This is a genomic window from Oceanobacillus polygoni, assembly GCF_008304605.1.
GTDB classification, from domain to species: Bacteria; Bacillota; Bacilli; order Bacillales; family Amphibacillaceae; genus Oceanobacillus; species Oceanobacillus polygoni.
On sequence record NZ_PIJY01000020.1, the window covers coordinates 23,277 to 41,547 of the forward strand.

General features: G+C 37.6%; 16 protein-coding genes. 14 read left to right on the forward strand and 2 right to left on the reverse strand.

Annotated elements, in window-relative coordinates; all coding sequences use genetic code 11:
* The first annotated feature begins 52 nt into the window (after positions 1-52).
* From F1560_RS06930 to F1560_RS06940, 3 genes are all read left to right on the forward strand, one after another.
* The gene (locus F1560_RS06930) at positions 53-658 is read left to right on the forward strand and encodes a helix-hairpin-helix domain-containing protein (protein WP_149473916.1); all 606 of its coding nucleotides are present in this window, start codon (positions 53-55) and stop codon (positions 656-658) included.
* Positions 659-727: 69 nt separating this feature from the next.
* A complete protein-coding gene (locus F1560_RS06935; protein WP_149473917.1) occupies positions 728-1,291 on the forward strand; it encodes a ComE operon protein 2 in 564 nt (187 codons plus the stop codon).
* Positions 1,292-1,415: 124 nt separating this feature from the next.
* Positions 1,416-3,728, forward strand: a complete 2,313-nt coding sequence (locus F1560_RS06940; RefSeq protein WP_149473918.1) for a DNA internalization-related competence protein ComEC/Rec2 — start codon at positions 1,416-1,418, stop codon at positions 3,726-3,728.
* Between the two features lie 125 nt (positions 3,729-3,853).
* On the opposite strand, the gene F1560_RS06945 is transcribed toward F1560_RS06940, so the two are convergent.
* Positions 3,854-3,985: a YqzM family protein gene (locus F1560_RS06945; RefSeq protein ID WP_149473919.1), complete on the reverse strand. Its 132-nt coding sequence runs from the start codon at positions 3,983-3,985 to the stop codon at positions 3,854-3,856.
* Positions 3,986-4,438: 453 nt separating this feature from the next.
* On the opposite strand from F1560_RS06945, the gene holA reads away from it, so the two are divergent.
* The gene (gene holA, locus F1560_RS06950; protein ID WP_149473920.1) at positions 4,439-5,461 is read left to right on the forward strand and encodes a DNA polymerase III subunit delta; all 1,023 of its coding nucleotides are present in this window, start codon (positions 4,439-4,441) and stop codon (positions 5,459-5,461) included.
* 169 nt (positions 5,462-5,630) lie between these two features.
* Here the strand turns inward: holA and rpsT are convergent, their stop codons facing one another.
* The gene (gene rpsT, locus F1560_RS06955; RefSeq protein WP_149473921.1) at positions 5,631-5,891 is read right to left on the reverse strand and encodes a 30S ribosomal protein S20; all 261 of its coding nucleotides are present in this window, start codon (positions 5,889-5,891) and stop codon (positions 5,631-5,633) included.
* A 241-nt stretch (positions 5,892-6,132) separates the two neighbouring features.
* On the opposite strand from rpsT, the gene gpr reads away from it, so the two are divergent.
* From gpr to prmA, 10 genes are all read left to right on the forward strand, one after another.
* Positions 6,133-7,227 (forward strand): GPR endopeptidase, encoded by a 1,095-nt coding sequence (gene gpr / locus F1560_RS06960; RefSeq protein WP_149473922.1) that lies wholly within the window; start codon positions 6,133-6,135, stop codon positions 7,225-7,227.
* Between the two features lie 129 nt (positions 7,228-7,356).
* Complete coding sequence (spoIIP, locus tag F1560_RS06965; RefSeq protein WP_149473923.1) at positions 7,357-8,535, forward strand: stage II sporulation protein P; 1,179 nt, start codon at positions 7,357-7,359, stop codon at positions 8,533-8,535.
* Positions 8,536-8,547: 12 nt separating this feature from the next.
* Positions 8,548-8,853, forward strand: coding sequence for a hypothetical protein (locus tag F1560_RS06970; protein WP_149473924.1), 306 nt, complete (start codon positions 8,548-8,550; stop codon positions 8,851-8,853).
* Between the two features lie 231 nt (positions 8,854-9,084).
* Entirely contained in the window at positions 9,085-10,893 is a 1,809-nt protein-coding gene (gene lepA / locus F1560_RS06975; RefSeq protein WP_149473925.1) for a translation elongation factor 4, read from the forward strand.
* Positions 10,894-10,978: 85 nt separating this feature from the next.
* The gene (gene hemW, locus F1560_RS06980; protein ID WP_149473926.1) at positions 10,979-12,145 is read left to right on the forward strand and encodes a radical SAM family heme chaperone HemW; all 1,167 of its coding nucleotides are present in this window, start codon (positions 10,979-10,981) and stop codon (positions 12,143-12,145) included.
* Positions 12,146-12,235: 90 nt separating this feature from the next.
* Positions 12,236-13,279 carry a heat-inducible transcriptional repressor HrcA gene (hrcA, locus tag F1560_RS06985; protein WP_149473927.1) on the forward strand — a complete coding sequence of 348 codons (1,044 nt, stop codon included), beginning with the start codon at positions 12,236-12,238 and terminating at the stop codon, positions 13,277-13,279.
* Positions 13,280-13,481: 202 nt separating this feature from the next.
* Positions 13,482-14,060 carry a nucleotide exchange factor GrpE gene (gene grpE / locus F1560_RS06990; protein WP_246811915.1) on the forward strand — a complete coding sequence of 193 codons (579 nt, stop codon included), beginning with the start codon at positions 13,482-13,484 and terminating at the stop codon, positions 14,058-14,060.
* Positions 14,061-14,093: 33 nt separating this feature from the next.
* Positions 14,094-15,926: a molecular chaperone DnaK gene (gene dnaK, locus F1560_RS06995; protein ID WP_149473929.1), complete on the forward strand. Its 1,833-nt coding sequence runs from the start codon at positions 14,094-14,096 to the stop codon at positions 15,924-15,926.
* A 147-nt stretch (positions 15,927-16,073) separates the two neighbouring features.
* Positions 16,074-17,201 carry a molecular chaperone DnaJ gene (dnaJ, locus tag F1560_RS07000; RefSeq protein ID WP_149473930.1) on the forward strand — a complete coding sequence of 376 codons (1,128 nt, stop codon included), beginning with the start codon at positions 16,074-16,076 and terminating at the stop codon, positions 17,199-17,201.
* 113 nt (positions 17,202-17,314) lie between these two features.
* Positions 17,315-18,253: a 50S ribosomal protein L11 methyltransferase gene (gene prmA / locus F1560_RS07005; RefSeq protein ID WP_149473931.1), complete on the forward strand. Its 939-nt coding sequence runs from the start codon at positions 17,315-17,317 to the stop codon at positions 18,251-18,253.
* Positions 18,254-18,271 lie beyond the last annotated feature (18 nt).

Consider the following 18,271-nt stretch of genomic DNA (forward strand, 5'->3'; position numbering starts at 1 on the left):
TATCTTCTGTATAACTCCTCCTACTACTACAAAAGAATGGATGTGAAAAGGATTGTTAAACCTTCTTAAAAAATCCTCGTTTTTTATTGCTGTTGCAATACTAGTTGTCTTATTCCTCATTGTTACCCGAGATGCGAGTGAAGAACAAGTAACGATGCCAGATTTACATGCTGGTTCTTCTTCGTCGGAGAATCCATTTGAACAACAACCAGAAGTAAGTCAAGATACTGATACAGTAGCAGTTGTTGATATTAAAGGTGCAATCGTAAGCCCAGGTGTTTATGAAGTATCTGCTGACGCAAGGCTGCATGATGTCATTCTGACTGCAGGAGGTTTTACTTCGGATGCTGATCAACATCAAATAAATCTTGCACAAAAAGTACAGGATGAAATGATTATCATTGTACCTAAAATTGGGGACGATGGCGACAGTGGCAGTAACGAGGGCTCTGTTGGAAGTGATGGAAAAATAAAAGTAAATATGGCTGCACAGGAGGAAATCGAGCAACTACCTGGAATTGGTCCTGCCAAGGCACAAGCAATTATTCAACATCGAGAAGAACATGGCTTATTTAACTCGATTGAAGATTTACTAAACGTTTCAGGGATTGGTCAAAAAACACTTGAGAACATGCAGGATGCCATTCAAATTCCATAGACAGTGTGTATTGACGAAGATTCACCTTGGAATGTAAACTAGTGAAAGAATACGTAAAGGAGAATACATATGGAAAGAATTTCATGGGATCAATATTTTATGGCGCAGAGTCACCTACTTGCACTTCGCAGTACGTGTACAAGGTTAATGGTCGGTGCAACAATTGTTCGTGACAAGCGGATTATAGCAGGAGGGTATAATGGAAGTGTGTCTGGTAGTGTTCACTGTATTGATGATGGTTGCTATGTCATTGATGGCCATTGTGTACGAACCGTTCACGCCGAAGCAAATGCGCTCCTGCAATGCGCAAAGTTTGGTGTTGCAACGGATAATGCAGACATTTATGTAACGCATTTCCCTTGTTTACAATGTACGAAGCAGTTAATCCAAAGTGGTATTCGTACGGTTTATTATGCGGAAGATTACCATAATCATGAATACGCGATTCAATTATTTAAAGAAGCAGGTATCCGCACGGAAAAAGTAGAACTCGATTACCTTGCCGTAGATACAAACTATCAAGAAAAAGCAGAGCTTATGAAAAATGTGCTTGAAAAACTGGAAGCAGTTTCAGGAAATGACGAGGAAGCAGTTTTGCTTCGAGAACAAGCGGAAAAACTGTTTTTAAAATAACGATAATTTCCAAGAGTAGCGCATGCCGTATAGGGTTTAACTCACCTATGATAATAGGTGAGGAGCTCTCTATCTTCATTCTTCTTAAAAGCAATTTAATAAACGAAAATAGGTGAATTTACAATTGAAAGGATATTGGCATTTTGCTGCACTTGCAGCAGGTGCAGCGATTGTTAGCGTTTATTACGCAAATGATTGGGTAATCATTGCTTTCTTACTTTGGACCTTATACTTGCATTTTTATGGGAGGTTAAGGAAAATCCCAATCATTATTTCATTGATTTTGTTCTTCTTCTTTTCGCTCCATATTCCTCCGCCTGATATTCAATCCTCTACGGAGTTACCACACGAGACTACATCTTATACAGGCGAAATCAGAGCCCCAGTCCAGTTAACAAATGACAAGTTGGAGTTTGTTCTAGAAGAACAATATTCAAAGCAAAACATCCTCATTCTTTATTTCCCTGAAACGAATAAACGAGAAACGCAAACTGAATCCACCGTACGCAGCTTAAAATACGGTGCCAGTTGTATGGTGAAAGGCGAAGTTGAACTTCCGAATGAAAGCAGAAACCCAGCTCAGTTTAACTATCGAGATTACTTGTTAAAAAATGGAATAGCTTATCAACTTATACTAAAGGATTTAGAAGACATCGAGTGTAACGGATCAAAGTCCCTGGAACGGTTCTATACGTTACGCGAGCATCTCCTGAATCATGTAGAAAGTCGGTTTAGTGCATACACTGCTTCGTGGTTAACTGCAATTGTGTTTGGTGATGACTCGACGATGGACTCGGAAGTGGAAGATATATTTCAGCGCTGGAGCCTGTCACATATTATTGCTATTTCTGGCTCTAATATTGGTTTAATTGTTGCATTGTTCTACTTTTTACTGGTCAAACTAAATTTACTTACACAAGAGAAAGCACAGTGGCTCATGATTTTCTTTTTACCTGTTTATGCGTTGTTAGCAGGTGGTGACCCTTCTGTCTGGAGGGCAGCAATTATGGTGGTGCTATTTATTCTATTGAATAAATTTAAACTACGATTCAGTTATACAGATATATTGAGCATCGTATTTATTTTACTCATTATAGTTGATAAATATATTATCTACCATGTAGGATTTCAATTGTCCTTTCTCGTTACATTTGCCATACTCTTATCGAAACAATGGGTCAGTGAATCGAAATCCGTCTTTTGGCAAGTATTACAAATCAGCTTCGTCTCCCAAATGGTAATCATTCCTATTCAATTTGCATACTTTTCTATTTTCCAACCTTTATCCATTATTCTTAATTTAATTGTTATACCTTATTTTACTGTATTCGTTATTCCGTTAATGTATATCCTCGTGCCGATAAGTTTTTTACCGGATTTTTTAGTGAATATACTGGATACATGTTTTATGCATATTCATCAATTTGTTATAGCTTTTATAACATTTACTGATTCGGTTCTGTACTATCCATTTTTAACCTCAGAGTTTCCATTTATTGCGATCATTATTTATTTTGGTTTGTTTTTTTGGTTTATGCATGATTTGGAACGAGCGATATTAGTTCGAGCATTTTGTAATGGCTTGTTATTGGCATTGTTAGTAATGGGGATTGCTGCTAGACCATATTTCTCTCCTGTTGGTACAGTAACGATGTTTGACATCGGACAAGGGGATGCGTTTTTGATTGAACTGCCATATCGGAAAGGCGTAGTTATGATTGATGCTGGCTCCCGATTTTCGTTTGAAGATATGGAGCCGACAGCCAGTGTTTATCAACAAATATTAAGACCTTATTTTTATTCACGAGGTATTAGACAACTTGATACACTCCTGCTTACCCATGAGGATATCGACCACGTTGGAAGTACTGAATTTTTATTGAAGGAAATGGAAGTTGAACAATTGATTGTCAGTAGCTATTTTGATTTATCCGTGATGCAAGAGTGGTCGCAAATAAGAAAACAGCCAGAGGTTGTTCAAGTTAAGCGGGGAGATTTAATTGAGGTTGCCGATCAACAATTTTATGTACTTGGACCAGAGATTGATCATGCATCATCAAATGAAAATTCCATTGTTATGTTTACCGAATTTGGAGGAGTAAACTGGTTATTTACTGGTGATATAAGTAAAGCGGAAGAATGGGAATTGGTACAAATCTATCCCGAATTGTCGGTGGACGTATTAAAAGTCGCACATCATGGGAGCAGCACATCTACAGATCAGAACTTTCTAGAAGTGATCGATCCCAAGTTTGCTCTCATCCCTGTTGGAGTAAATAATTCCTATGGGCATCCTACGGCAAAAGTTTTAGAAACGCTGGAAAAATGGGGTGTGGTGATTTTACGAACTGATCAACATGGCGCTGTGCAATTTAAGTACAAAAGTGATGGAGGAACGTTTTTCACGTTTTTACATAAACTACGTGGAGAAGAGTAAAACACACCGTTCAAACTTCTAATCGTATTCGTATTGAATAATTAAATGAACAAAGAGACTGTAGGGGTACAGTCTCTTTCAACAAAATTTAGGTAAAAGGTAACGATTACATGTGTAACCTGCTCTTATCCGAAGACGCTAATTGCAGCTCCGACCGCAAAGATTACGAAAAAGAAAACGAATGAAAAAACAAATCCTAAAGCGGAGTCAACTACATCATTTCCTTTATACTGTACATCCTTTTCAAATTCATTCACAATATACCCCTCCTATGTCATCAACATTAGTATAAATTAAATGATTAAAAAAATCTACTTAATGATAAAAACGCGTTTTAAATTTATCGCGCATCTAAGTGTGAAAAGTTTAAAACGAGGGTAAACGTTGCGTAAATTCCTGATTCTGTTCAATGGCCTTTAGGTCATACCCTTGTGGTACTAACATTCAGAAAGACCACTGAATGAAGCTTCACTTTATTCTTCTCCATATTTAGCAAGACTTAACATCTATACTTTTGCTGTGTCAGTATAAGCTAATGACGAGTAAAATTTCGTCTGTTGTCTAGTTTCTAGAGCTGTACAACAGGCGTTTATATAGATGAATTTAGGGATGCTTTCGGAATGAAGGCATCCCTAATCAAACAAAAGTTCTTGCCATTCCATCTGTTCCGATTTACCATTATAGTTATACCAAGTTGGAGTGGATTATAGATGTCTTATATAGAAGTAGTCAAACAATTGAAGAAAAACCAAATTTCTCCCGTCTATCTCGCGCATGGAGTTGAGTCTTTTTTCTTACAAAATTTAAAACAGGAATTAATTAAGCGTGTTTTGAACGGGGAAGAAGAGAATCTTTCCTTATATGATCTCGAAGAAACACCGATTCAAGAAGTTGTGGCTGATGCAGAGACATATCCTTTTTTTGGAGAAAGAAAGCTAATCATTGCCACCAATCCTGATTTTTTAAAGGCCAAGCCCGGAAAGTTACCATTCGAACATAAAATGGAGTCTTTAGAGCGCTATTTAAGTGAACCTGCTACATACTCTGTTCTCGTGCTAATAGCACCATATGAGAAAATAGATGAGCGGAAAAAAATAAGCAAACAATTGAAAAAACACGCTACGATTGCAATTTGTAACGAAGTAAAAGAGCAAGAATTAACACAGTGGATAAACACGTTAGCAAATCAGCTGCAAATTTCAATCGATCAAGATGCTTACGAAATTTTTGAAACGGAATTGTCTACAAATCTTCATTTGTTGGAAAATGAACTATCAAAGTTAGCTCTATATGTTGGAGAGAACGGGGTAATTACAAAGGAAATTGCTGAGAACCTAGTCTCACATACCTCAAGTAGCTCATCCTTACGACTGGTAGATGCTGTTATGGAGCGGAATTTACATAAGGCAATTGCTATCTTTAAGGATTTAGAAAAAATGAAAGAAGAACCAATTGCATTGATTGGTCTGCTTGCATTTCAATTCCGAACTATCTTGCGCGTAAAGCTGCTAAAGCAGAAAGGTTATGGACAATCCCAAATACAAAAAAGCATTGGTGCCCATCCATATGTTGTAAAAATTGCTTTAAGTAGAGAGAGACAATTTTCAACTAAAAAACTTCAGGATGTTATGCGTAAATTGGCAGATACAGATGCAGTTATGAAGCAAGGTAAAATGGAAAAGGATCTCGCTTTTGAACTTTTGCTTTATGACTTGATTCAAACGGCTTCGTGAGTGAAAAAGGGAAAGTGCTTGATTAGTAATGCAGGGAGCTGTGAGGAAACTTGTACGGTTTCAGCGCTTCCTGTAGGGTTAGTCTAGTAAATATGTTATCGCCTGACGATTAAATATAATAACTTTAGTAAACTAAAAAAACGATCCTTCGAGGATCGTTTTTTACGTTTTATAGGCTGTTTACTTTTTTAGTAAGACGGGATTTCTGACGATCTCCAGCATTTTTGTGGACAAGTCCCTTTTGAACAGCTTTATCAATACGTTTTACAGTATTTTGTAATGCAGCTTTAGCGTTTTCTACGTCATTCGCTTCAACTAAGCTTTCTACACGACGGATTTCAGAACGCATTTCTGCTTTTTGTGGTCCGTTATTCGCACGTTTTTTATTGTTAACCGTTACACGTTTGATTGCAGATTTAATATTAGCCATTTATTTCACCTCCTAAAAATGAACGAAATTCGAAACGTTTCGTGATAATGTTCAATAATCCTATCAAAGTCAATCATTAGATTCGTTTAACTTTCAATGTGGACAAAGAGTATTTTACCAAAGGAACAGGATGTTTTCAATAAAATTGTTAGAACATGGAACAATTCGTATGTTTTTTTGCCAATGGTTCATTCTATTACTGATAAGTATTGTAAGTATTGAATGAAGGGAAGACAAGCTAATGACTGATGAAAACAAGGTGTTTCAGGTGCGTACAGATTTAGCCGTTGAAGCTAGGGATATGTATACAGAGACAGTGGAAAAAGAAAGCGAGTTAAAAGGAGTTACGTTTAAAGAGAGGCACGAGGCTGATATCAAAATTTCTTATGTTGATATTGATGAAGAAGGGGCAAAATTACTTGGGAAAAAACCGGGTAATTATGTAACGATTTATGCTGATGGTGTGAAAAAACAGGACACAGCCAGGCAAGAAGCAGCTGCTAAAGTGCTTGCGAAGGAGATAGAACAGCTATTAGTTCGCAATAATATACCGATAGATGCGAATGGTTTAATTGTTGGCCTCGGAAATTGGAATGTTACACCAGATGCATTAGGACCAATGGCTGTTGAAAAAGTACTCGTTACGAGTCATTTATTTAAACTGCAACAAGAGACAGTAGCTGAAGGGTATCGTGAAGTTGCAGCGGTAACACCTGGAGTAATGGGGGTTACAGGTATTGAAACAAGCGATATTATTTTTGGGATTGCAGAAAAGTACAAGCCTGATTTTGTAATAGCAATTGATGCGCTTGCTTCTAGGTCGATTGAACGTGTGAATGAAACCATTCAACTTTCAGATACTGGTATTCATCCCGGGTCTGGCGTTGGTAATAAACGTAAGGAGATAAGCAGGGAAACATTAGGTGTACCTGTTTTAGCAATTGGCGTTCCTACGGTTGTTGATGCAGTAACCATTACGAGCGATACAATTGACTTTCTATTAAAGCACTTTGGACGTGAATGGAATGAGAAAGATAAACCGTCTAAATCTTTAGCGCCGGCAGGAATGGTATTTGGCGGAAAAAAGTTAACGGAAGCTGATATGCCGAATGAAGAACAGCGTCAAACCGTTTTGGGTATGGTTGGTGGACTTTCCGAAGATGAGAAAAGAAAGCTTATTTCTGAGGTATTAACTCCAATTGGTCATAATTTAATGGTTACGCCAAAGGAAGTCGATGGGTTTATGATTGATATGGCGAATGTCATTGCTAATGGTTTAAATGCCGCTTTACATGAAAATGTCAATGTCGACAATTTTGCTTCATACACTCGATGAATTAAAGTAGGGTTGATTTACTCTATTAAATCGTCTCTATTTTTTTAAATACATGGTTCTAGCTTCTTTGTTCAACTCATAGATTTAAAACAAGAGTTAACTGTTAGGAAGGTGGGATCATGTATTTTTATGAAAAACAAACACCTAAAAAGAAATGTGAATAGTATATATAGAAAAAGTGGCCTATATCTTATAAGTATCGTTGTTCTGTTTGTCAGCATAGGAATATTGACAACCGTACAGCCGGCATATCGCTTCTCATCCAGTCTATTAACAGAATGGACAAGAGATATTGATGGCTTTGTATTTTATAACTTGTTAAGTATGGAAAATAGGGCATTTAAACAAGCTTTTCCAGAAGATCGTCAACTACCTAAACTTTCAGGTGTGTTCTTCCAAGTTGCAACAAATTTAAAGCCTGATGACCCAAGAAGCCTATTAGGAAATGAAATTCCTGGATTTTCTATCTATGATCAACAGATATTAATAGCTGGCGAAGGGACAAACTATACAAACCTGCCTTTTGAATCGTCTCCGCCTCTTGAAGAAGTTTTAAGGGATCGGGAGGCTTTGATCGATGAACCGAAAGAAGAGGAAGATCAAATAGATGATGAGACTCAGGAAGGTACAGAAGGTGAAAACCCAACGACAGATGGTAGAAAAGTGGTTTATATATATAATACACATACTCGTGAATCATTTTTACCGCATCTACCTGACGTCACAGATCCAGATCTTGCTTTCCATGGTGAAGTGAATATTACGAAGGTAAGTGACCATCTAGCTAAAGCACTTGAGGAAAAAGGGATTGGAGCCCAAGTAGAAGATACGGATATTGATCAGGTTCTTAATGATAGGGGGATGAAGCGTCCACAAGCATATGATGCCTCTCGAGAATTCGTAGAAGAAGCTATAGCAATGAATGGCGAAATACAATATATATTTGATTTGCATCGGGATTCAGCACGCAAAGACATTACGACAAAAGAAATAAATGGTGAGTCATATGCCAGGATTATGTTTGTTGTCGGTATGGAGCATCCTAATCATGAGAAAAACATTGAAGTAGCTTCCGAGTTACATCAGCTAATTGAAAAAAAGTATCCAGGCTTAAGTAGAGGGCTGATTAAGAGTGAGGGCCCACGTGTAAACGGTGTTTATAATCAAGACCTATCGGAAAATGCAATTTTAATTGAATTTGGCGGTGTCGACAACGATTTAGATGAATTATATCGAGCAGCAGATGCTGTAGCAGAAATATTTAGTGACTATTATTGGGACGCAGAAGCGGTTCAAGGAAATCCTTAGGAGGTATGACCAATGCGGTTTATCGTAATTCTACTTTTGCTCGCTGTTTTTTTTCTATCAGGGATTGTATATGGGATGAACCAGGAAGAACCCCAAGCAATAGACAATGACACGGCTGTTGTTGATGTAATAGAAGATACTGAGGAGCAAGAGTCCTCTGTTGAAACGGTTACCATACCAGTAAGCCAGCCAATGGCTGATGCTGACGCTCCTGCGCAATATACGCAAAAAACCGCCTCTATATTAGGGGCGGGGGTTAAAGGTTTTTTTGAACTTCTAATGCAAGTGTTGTATCAAACTGCGCAATTATTTTTCTAGAACACTAAAATTTTTATAGTTGCTACGGGTTGTTTATCTCATCGCGATTGTAAACCGTTCAAGTAGAAATGTGGCCCACTTCTCATTTTGGATGTCGCAAACCGGGCGCTTTCGCTTTTGTTCTTGAATATAACAGCTTCAATTGCTATAATCAACCTAGTAATTATTGGCTTATATTTTAAACTTTCACACGTAGAGTGGATGAAGGTCTTGTAGGAGTGAGCAACACGAATGGTGAAAAAACAACGGAAAGTACGTAATTTTTCGATTATAGCACATATTGATCACGGAAAATCAACCTTAGCTGATCGGATTTTAGAAAATACACAAACGGTTACAAAACGAGAAATGAAGGAACAGCTTCTTGATGGAATGGATTTAGAACGCGAACGTGGGATTACCATTAAGCTTAATGCTGTTCAATTGTCATATACAAGTAAAAGCGGAGAAGAATTTATATTTCATTTAATTGATACGCCTGGGCATGTCGATTTTACATATGAAGTTTCTAGAAGTCTCGCTGCTTGTGAGGGAGCTATCCTTGTTGTTGATGCGGCACAAGGTATTGAAGCACAAACCTTAGCGAATGTTTATTTGGCAATGGAAAATGAATTAGAAATAATTCCTGTTATTAATAAAATTGATCTGCCAAGTGCGGATCCGGAACGGGTTAAAAAAGAGCTAGAGGATGTTCTTGGGATCGATGGCGAGGATGCAATCCTTGCCTCTGCGAAAGCGAATATAGGGATAGAAGAAATATTAGAACGGATTACAGAGGTTGTACCAGAACCTGCCGGTGAACCTGATGCTCCATTAAAAGCATTGATTTTTGATTCATTATATGACTCTTATCGTGGAGCTATTTCCTATGTTTGTATCAAGGAAGGCTCAATCAAGGTTGGCGATAAAATCCAAATGATGTCATCTGGGAAACAATTTGAAGTTAATGAAGTTGGAGTGTTTACACCGAAAGCACTCGCTAAGAATGAATTAAATGTCGGGGATGTAGGCTATATAACAGCTTCGATTAAAAATGTTGGAGACACGCAAGTAGGGGACACAATAACACTTGCAAATAGACCAGCTGCCGAAGCATTGCCTGGCTATCGAAAATTAAATCCAATGGTATTTTGTGGACTCTATCCAGTTGATTCCAATGACTATAACGATTTACGAGAAGCATTAGAAAGATTGGAATTAAATGATTCTTCTTTGCAGTATGAGCCGGAAACTTCACAAGCCCTTGGATTTGGCTTCCGATGTGGCTTCCTTGGTCTATTGCACATGGAGATTATTCAAGAGCGTATTGAGAGAGAATTTAATATTAGTCTCATCACAACTGCTCCAAGTGTTATTTTTGAAGTGGAAAAAACAAATGGTGAGGTCATGACGGTAGATAATCCATCAAAAATGCCCGATCCACAAGTAATTGAAGAAATCCGTGAGCCGTATGTAGAAGCAACAATCATGGTGCCAAATGATTATGTTGGTGCAGTAATGGAGATAGCCCAGAAAAAACGTGGTCAATTTGTTGATATGCAATATTTAGATGATATTCGGGTGAACGTAATTTACCATATTCCACTTTCGGAAATCGTTTATGATTTCTTCGATCAGTTGAAATCACATACAAAGGGATATGCTTCTTTTGACTATGAACTAATTGGGTATCAGCCTTCTAAGCTTGTAAAAATGGATATCCTACTGAATAGTGACACGATTGACGCATTGTCTTTCATTGTTCATCGTGACTTTTCATTTGAACGCGGAAAACAGATTGTGGATAAAATGAAAGAGTTAATACCGAGACAGCAGTTTGAGGTTCCTGTTCAAGCAGCAATTGGAAATAAAATTGTTGCACGATCTACGATTAAAGCGGTACGTAAGGATGTAACAGCCAAGTTATATGGTGGGGATATTTCAAGAAAGCGTAAATTACTTGAGAAACAAAAAGAAGGTAAGAAACGAATGAAGATGGTTGGATCTGTGGAAGTTCCACAAGAAGCATTTATGGCTGTATTACAAATGAACGACGATTAATTGATAAAAGGGAGAACTTGAACACGTGATGTGGGATAGTTTTTCCTTTTCGCACTTATTCGTACTACAGGAGGTGAACAATTTTATGGAATCCATACAATCGGTCTATATTCATATTCCGTTTTGCAGACAGATTTGTCATTACTGTGATTTTGTAAAGTTTTTCTATAATGAGGAATTAGCTACAGAATACTTAGAGGCTTTGATGCATGAGATAGATACAGCCTTGCCAGGAGATAATCATAAGTTGAGGACCATGTACATCGGCGGTGGTACACCGACTGCTTTAACTATAGAGCAATTACATACGCTATTTCGGTTTTTATCTAAGAAATTTGATCTTTCGAGCTTTGAAGAGGTTTCAATTGAAGTAAACCCAGGCGATATTGATACCGAAAAAACAAAGCTACTAAGGGATTATGGGATAACCCGGATATCTTTTGGTGTGCAAGTGATGGATGACAAGATGCTTGAACAGCTTGGTCGTGTGCATCGAGTGAAAGATGTGTATGATACCGTTGATTTATTAAAGCGGCATGATTTTTCAAACATTAGTCTTGATCTTATATATGCTTTACCGCATCAAACGGTTGAACAGTTTCAAGCTTCCTTGGAAGAAGCTCTTTCTTTTGGACTGCCACATTATTCCACGTATGCTTTGCAAATTGAACCGAAAACAATTTTCTATCAAAAGCATAAAAAAGGGCAACTCCATCGTCCGCCTGAAGATGATGAAGTAATGATGTATGACATATTAAAGCGTACGATGAAATCCAATGGGATTCGCCAATACGAAGTAAGTAACTTTTCTATTCCAGGATTTGAAAGCAAACATAATCTAACCTACTGGAATAACGATTATTATTATGGATTCGGTGCTGGGGCCCATGGTTATTTACCAGGGAAACGAATTACAAACATTCGCCCACTTCCAGCCTATGTTAAAAAGGCGTTTTCAGACGGAATGCCGATATTGCAAGTAGATGAGGTTACCATAAAGGAACGAATTGAGGAAGAAATGTTTCTTGGACTTCGGAAAATAAATGGGATAGACAAGCAGCATTTTCGGGAGCGGTTTGGGATCGAATTGGAAAGGTTATATAGAAAAGAGCTTGAAAATCTAATCCATCTTGGATTGATTCAGGAAGATATGAAAATGATTCGGTTAACGGAACAGGGGATGCTTCTTGGTAATCGCGTATTTGAAAAATTTCTTCTGGAAAGCGATCCTAAAATAGAAACAATCTCCTAAGACGTTCTAATTGACAAAAAAATAGTCATTTGATAATTTTATAGTAGTATTAGCACTCAGGTACTTAGAGTGCTAACAGGAGTGATCATCATGCTAACAGAAAGGCAACTCACAATTTTACAAGTCATAATTGATGATTTCGTTGATTCAGCTCATCCAATCGGGTCACGAGCACTTTCCAAAAAGGAAAGCCTTCCATATAGTGCAGCAACGATTAGAAATGAGATGGCTGATTTAGAAGAACTGGGTTTTTTGGAAAAAACTCATACATCTTCAGGGAGAGTTCCATCAGAAAAAGGCTACCGGTATTATGTAGACCATTTGATTGGTCCAATTTTAAGTCCGAGCCAAAATGAAGTTACGATTATTAAAAACATTATCGACGATGGCTTCTTTGAATTTGAACAAATCGTGCAAATGTCGGCAGAGGTTTTATCGAAGCTTACGAGCTATACATCGATTATTCTCGGACCAGAAATGTTTGAGACGAAACTGAAACAAATTCAAATTCTCCCGCTTTCAGCGTATACTGCTGTAGCTATTCTGGTTACAAATACAGGGCATGTGGAGCATCGTTCGTTCTCGATACCTGAAAAGGTCCGCGCTTCGGATCTAGAAAAAATGGTAAATATAATGAATGATCGACTTAAAGGAGTGCCGATTGTTCAATTGCAAGAGAAATTAACAACAGAGATTGCTCAACTGATGAAGATGTACATTGATGATTTTGATACATCCTTTGACTATTTGAAATCTGTTTTCTTGAGTGAACATCCTGTTAAACTATATATTGGAGGTAAATCCAATATACTGATGCAACCTGAATTTAACGATGTCGATAAAATTCGCTCATTCTTTAATATGATGGAAAGAGAAGACGAGATAGCCAATTTACTCAAAAACACGAAAAGTGGTATTGAAGTAACGATTGGTAATGAGAACGAAGTAGAAGCAATTAAGAATTTAAGCTTGATAACTGCTTCTTATCACATGGAAGGGGACCATATGGGAACCATTGCATTACTTGGTCCAACAAGGATGGAGTATAGAAAGGTCATCACACTTCTGAGAGGCTTATCGAATGAGATGACAGATGCATTGTACATGTGGTACAAAAATGATGATGATGCATAAATGAATCAATAATCGCAGGTCTTAGCATCTATGCTAGACCAGTTACCAATATAGTTTCATTAAAATGCTATTCATGATATAGTCTTACTTGGAAAATAGGAAAGTATAAAACTGTTCTATTAACGTAAGCACAATAAAGCATTCGCTCAAAAGTGTGCGAATGGAATGTTTTCTAAGAAATTTTAATATGGAGGTGGCATTGGTGGAAGATCAAAATAAAGATACAGTGACAGATGATAGATCCATCACCAATGAAGAAGTTGAAGTGATTGATTCCACTGATCAAGAAATAACGGAATCAAACGAGACTGATTCAGCTAGTATGGAAGAGTTAAAAGCAGAAAACCAAGCATTAAAAGCGGAAAAGGATGAAGTATTCAATCGACTGCTACGATTACAGGCTGAGTATGATAATTTCAAAAAACGTTCCCAAAAAGAGAAAGAAGCAGAACGTAAATATAAATCACAGGATTTGATCAATGAACTGCTTCCTGCTCTAGATAACTTTGAAAGAGCTCTACAAGTAGAAGTTACGGAAGCAAATTCAAATCTTTTTGATGGCATTACGATGGTATATCGTCAACTCCAGGATGCGCTCGTATCACAAGGACTTGAAGTGATTGAGACAGAAGGGCAAGCTTTTGATCCTAACTTACATCACGCAGTTATGCAAATCGAAGATGATGAAATGGAATCCAATATCGTTGTAGAAGAGTTACAAAAAGGATATCAGTTAAAAGATCGAGTAATCCGCCCAGCAATGGTAAAAGTGAATAAATAATTGGATAGGTAGTTTAAGGAGGACAATGTAATTATGAGTAAAATTATTGGTATTGACTTAGGAACAACAAATTCATGCGTATCCGTAATGGAAGGTGGCGAAGCGGTAGTTATCCCGAATCCAGAAGGTAACCGTACAGCTCCATCTGTTGTTGCATTTAAAAATGGTGAGAGACAAGTAGGGGAAGTTGCGAAGCGTCAAGCAATTACAAACCCGAACACAATCCAATCCATTAAACGTCATATGGGAACAGATTATAAAGTGAAAATTGAAGATAAAGAATATACGCCACAAGAAATTTCGGCTATTATTTTACAATATATCAAGTCCTATGCAGAGGATTATATTGGTGAAAAAGTTGATAAAGCTGTAATCACTGTTCCTGCATACTTTAATGATGCTGAGCGTCAAGCGACAAAAGATGCGGGTAAAATTGCTGGTCTTGAAGTTGAGCGTATTATTAACGAACCAACTGCAGCAGCATTAGCATATGGTATTGATAAAGATGATCAAGATCAAACAATTTTAGTGTATGACCTTGGTGGTGGTACATTTGACGTATCGATTCTAGATATTGGTGATGGTACATTTGAAGTAATTTCAACTGCAGGTGATAACCGCCTAGGTGGAGATGACTTTGATGATGTAATCATTAACCATATGGTGGAAGAATTTAAAAAAGAAAACGGAATTGACTTATCGAAGGATAAAATGGCTACACAACGTTTGAAAGATGCTGCAGAGAAAGCGAAAAAAGATCTTTCTGGTGTATCCCAAACACAAATTTCATTACCATTTATCACGGCTGGTGAAGCAGGTCCATTGCACTTGGAAATGACATTAACACGTGCGAAATTTGAAGAATTATCTTCTGACCTTGTTGAACGTACTATGATCCCAACACGTAAAGCATTATCAGATGCAGGATTATCAACAAATGAAATTCATAAAGTAATTCTAGTTGGTGGTTCAACTCGTATCCCGGCTGTTCAAGAAGCTATTAAAAAGGAAATTGGTAAAGATCCGTCTAAAGGTGTTAACCCAGATGAGGTTGTAGCATTAGGTGCTGCAATTCAAGGTGGGGTGTTGCAAGGTGATGTGAAAGATGTTGTTCTACTAGACGTAACACCACTTTCATTAGGTATTGAGACAATGGGTTCTGTATTCACGAAATTAATTGAGCGTAATACAACAATTCCTACAAGTCATTCACAAGTATTCTCAACTGCTGCAGATAATCAAACAGCTGTTGATATCCATGTTCTACAAGGTGAACGTGAAATGGCTGCAGACAATAAAACATTAGGACGTTTCCAATTAACGGATATTCCACCAGCACCAAGAGGAATTCCACAAATTGAAGTTTCTTTTGACATTGATGCAAATGGTATCGTTAATGTACGTGCAAAAGATATGGGTACGAACAAAGAACAATCCATTACAATCAAATCATCTTCAGGTCTTTCTGATGAAGAAGTAGAAAAAATGGTACAGGACGCTGAAGAAAATGCGGAAGCTGATAAAAAGCGTCGTGAAGAAGTAGAATTACGTAACGAAGCAGACCAGTTAATCTTTACTACAGATAAAACAATTAAAGACCTTGGAGATAAGGTAACTGAAGACGATAAACAAAAAGCAGAGTCAGCAAAAGAAGAACTAAAAGCTGCAGTTGAAGCAAATGATATCGAGCAAATTAAAGAAAAGAAAGAAGCATTACAAGAGCATGTACAACAATTATCAGTAAAATTGTATGAGCAAATGCAACAGGATGCTGAGGCACAACAAGGTCAAGAAGCGAATGATGCAAATGATGATGTTGTTGATGCAGACTACTCTGAAGTTGAAGATGACAACGAAAAAAAGTAAGTAATGAATAAAGGATAGACCCAACCAAAAGTCAAAGTCAGGATTCTCTTGACTTTGACTTTTTTAAAGAAATCATGATTTGCTATGAAGCAATCATTGATGATATGATAAAACCTATGCTATAGTGTGTCGGGAGAGTGAAGAAGGTTGAGCAAGCGAGATTATTATGATGTACTTGGAGTAGAAAAAGGTGCTTCAAAAGAAGAAATTAAGAAGTCATATCGGAAATTGGCAAGAAAGTATCACCCAGATGTAAATAAAGCAGATGATGCAGCCGATAAATTTAAAGAAGCTAAAGAAGCGTATGAAGTATTAAGTGACGAACAAAAGCGCGCGCAATATGATCAGTTTGGTCATGCAGGAGCTAGTGGTCAAGGCTTTGGTGGCTTTGGCGGCGGAGCGCAAGATTTCGGTGGGTTTGGCGATATCTTTGATATGTTCTTTGGTGGTGGCGGACGTAGTCGTGATCCAAATGCACCACAACAAGGGGCAGATTTGCAGTATACCATGGTATTAGATTTTGAAGAAGCAATTTTTGGCAAGGAAGCAGATATTACGATTCCTAATGAAGAAACATGTGGAACATGTAGTGGCTCAGGCGCAAAACCTGGAACGAGCAAGAAAACATGTTCTCATTGTAACGGTTCTGGTCAATTAAACCAAGAACAGAATACTCCTTTTGGTCGAGTAGTTAACCGCAGAGTATGTCATCATTGTAATGGTACTGGAAATATTATTCCTGATAAATGTAATACTTGTGGTGGAACAGGAAATGTGAAAAAGAATAAAAAGATCCATATCAGTATTCCAGCAGGAATTGATGAAGGTCAACAAATTCGAGTATCTGGAAAAGGTGAGCCAGGTAAAAATGGCGGTCCTGCCGGAGATTTGTTCGTAGTTGTTCAGATCAGGCCACATGACTTCTTTATAAGAGAAGGAGATCATATTTTCTGTGAACTACCTCTAACATTTACACAAGCTGCTTTAGGGGATGAGGTAGAAGTTCCTACTGTACATGGAAAAGTAAAATTAAAAGTACCAGCTGGAACGCAAACCGGAAAAACGTTTCGTCTGAAAGGTAAAGGTTCACCGAATGTACGTGGACGCGGTCAAGGGGATCAGCATATTAGAGTGAAAGTAATGACCCCTACACAATTGACAGATAGACAGAAAGAACTACTTCGTGAGTTCAATGAAATTGGTGGAAATGATTCCACAGATGAACAGGACGGAAATATTTTTCAACGTTTTAAAAAAGCGTTTAAAGGTGACTAACGATGTTGCTTAGCAACATCGTCTACATATTTTTTAGGTGAAGCATCTTGATGGGATATGTGCAAGATTTACATTCCAAGAGATCCACCATCCAATGAAATGGGTGAATAATAATGAAATGGTCAGAAGTTTGTATTCATACGACAAATGAAGCAATTGAACCGATTTCTAATATTTTACATGAAACGGGTGCAAGTGGATTAGTAATTGAAGACCCGCAGGACTTAATAAAAGTACGCGACAATGTATACGGAGAAATCTATGATTTAGATCCAAACGAATATCCAGAAGAAGGAGTGCGGATCAAGGCTTACTTGCCGATGAATAGCTTCCTAGGAGAAACGGTAGAACAAATTAAACAAGCAATCAATAATTTATTGATTTATGATATTGATCTAGGTAAAAACCATGTTTCCTTGAGTGAAGTAAATGAGGAAGAGTGGGCAACTGCGTGGAAGAAATATTATAAACCGGTGAAGGTCTCTAAAAAGATAACCATAACACCAACATGGGAAGAGTATACACCAGTTTCTAGTGATGAGATCATTATAGAGCTAGATCCCGGCATGGCTTTTGGTACGGGTACACATCCCACAACGGTTCTAAGCATGCAAGCATTAGAAACTTATTTAACACATGATGATACAGTTATCGATGTTGGTTGTGGTTCAGGTGTACTTAGTATTGCTGCTGCAAAGCTTGGTGCAAAAGAAGTCTATGCATATGACTTGGATGAAATAGCTGTTAAAAGTACACAGCAAAATGCAAAGCTCAATGAGCTGAACAGCCAAATTGTTGTTGCTCAGAATAACTTACTTGACCACGTAAACCAGCAAGTAAATGTTATTGTTTCTAATATACTGGCAGAAATTATCGTTCGTTTTGTAGACAATGCATGGGATAACCTTGTAAGTGGTGGATTATTTATAACGTCAGGAATTATACAGAATAAGAAACAACTCGTTAAAGAAAAACTTACGGAGCAAGGGTTTGAAATTATAGCTGTTAATGAAATGGAAGATTGGATTTCCATCGTAGCTAAGAAAAATTAAAAAACGCGATATACATGA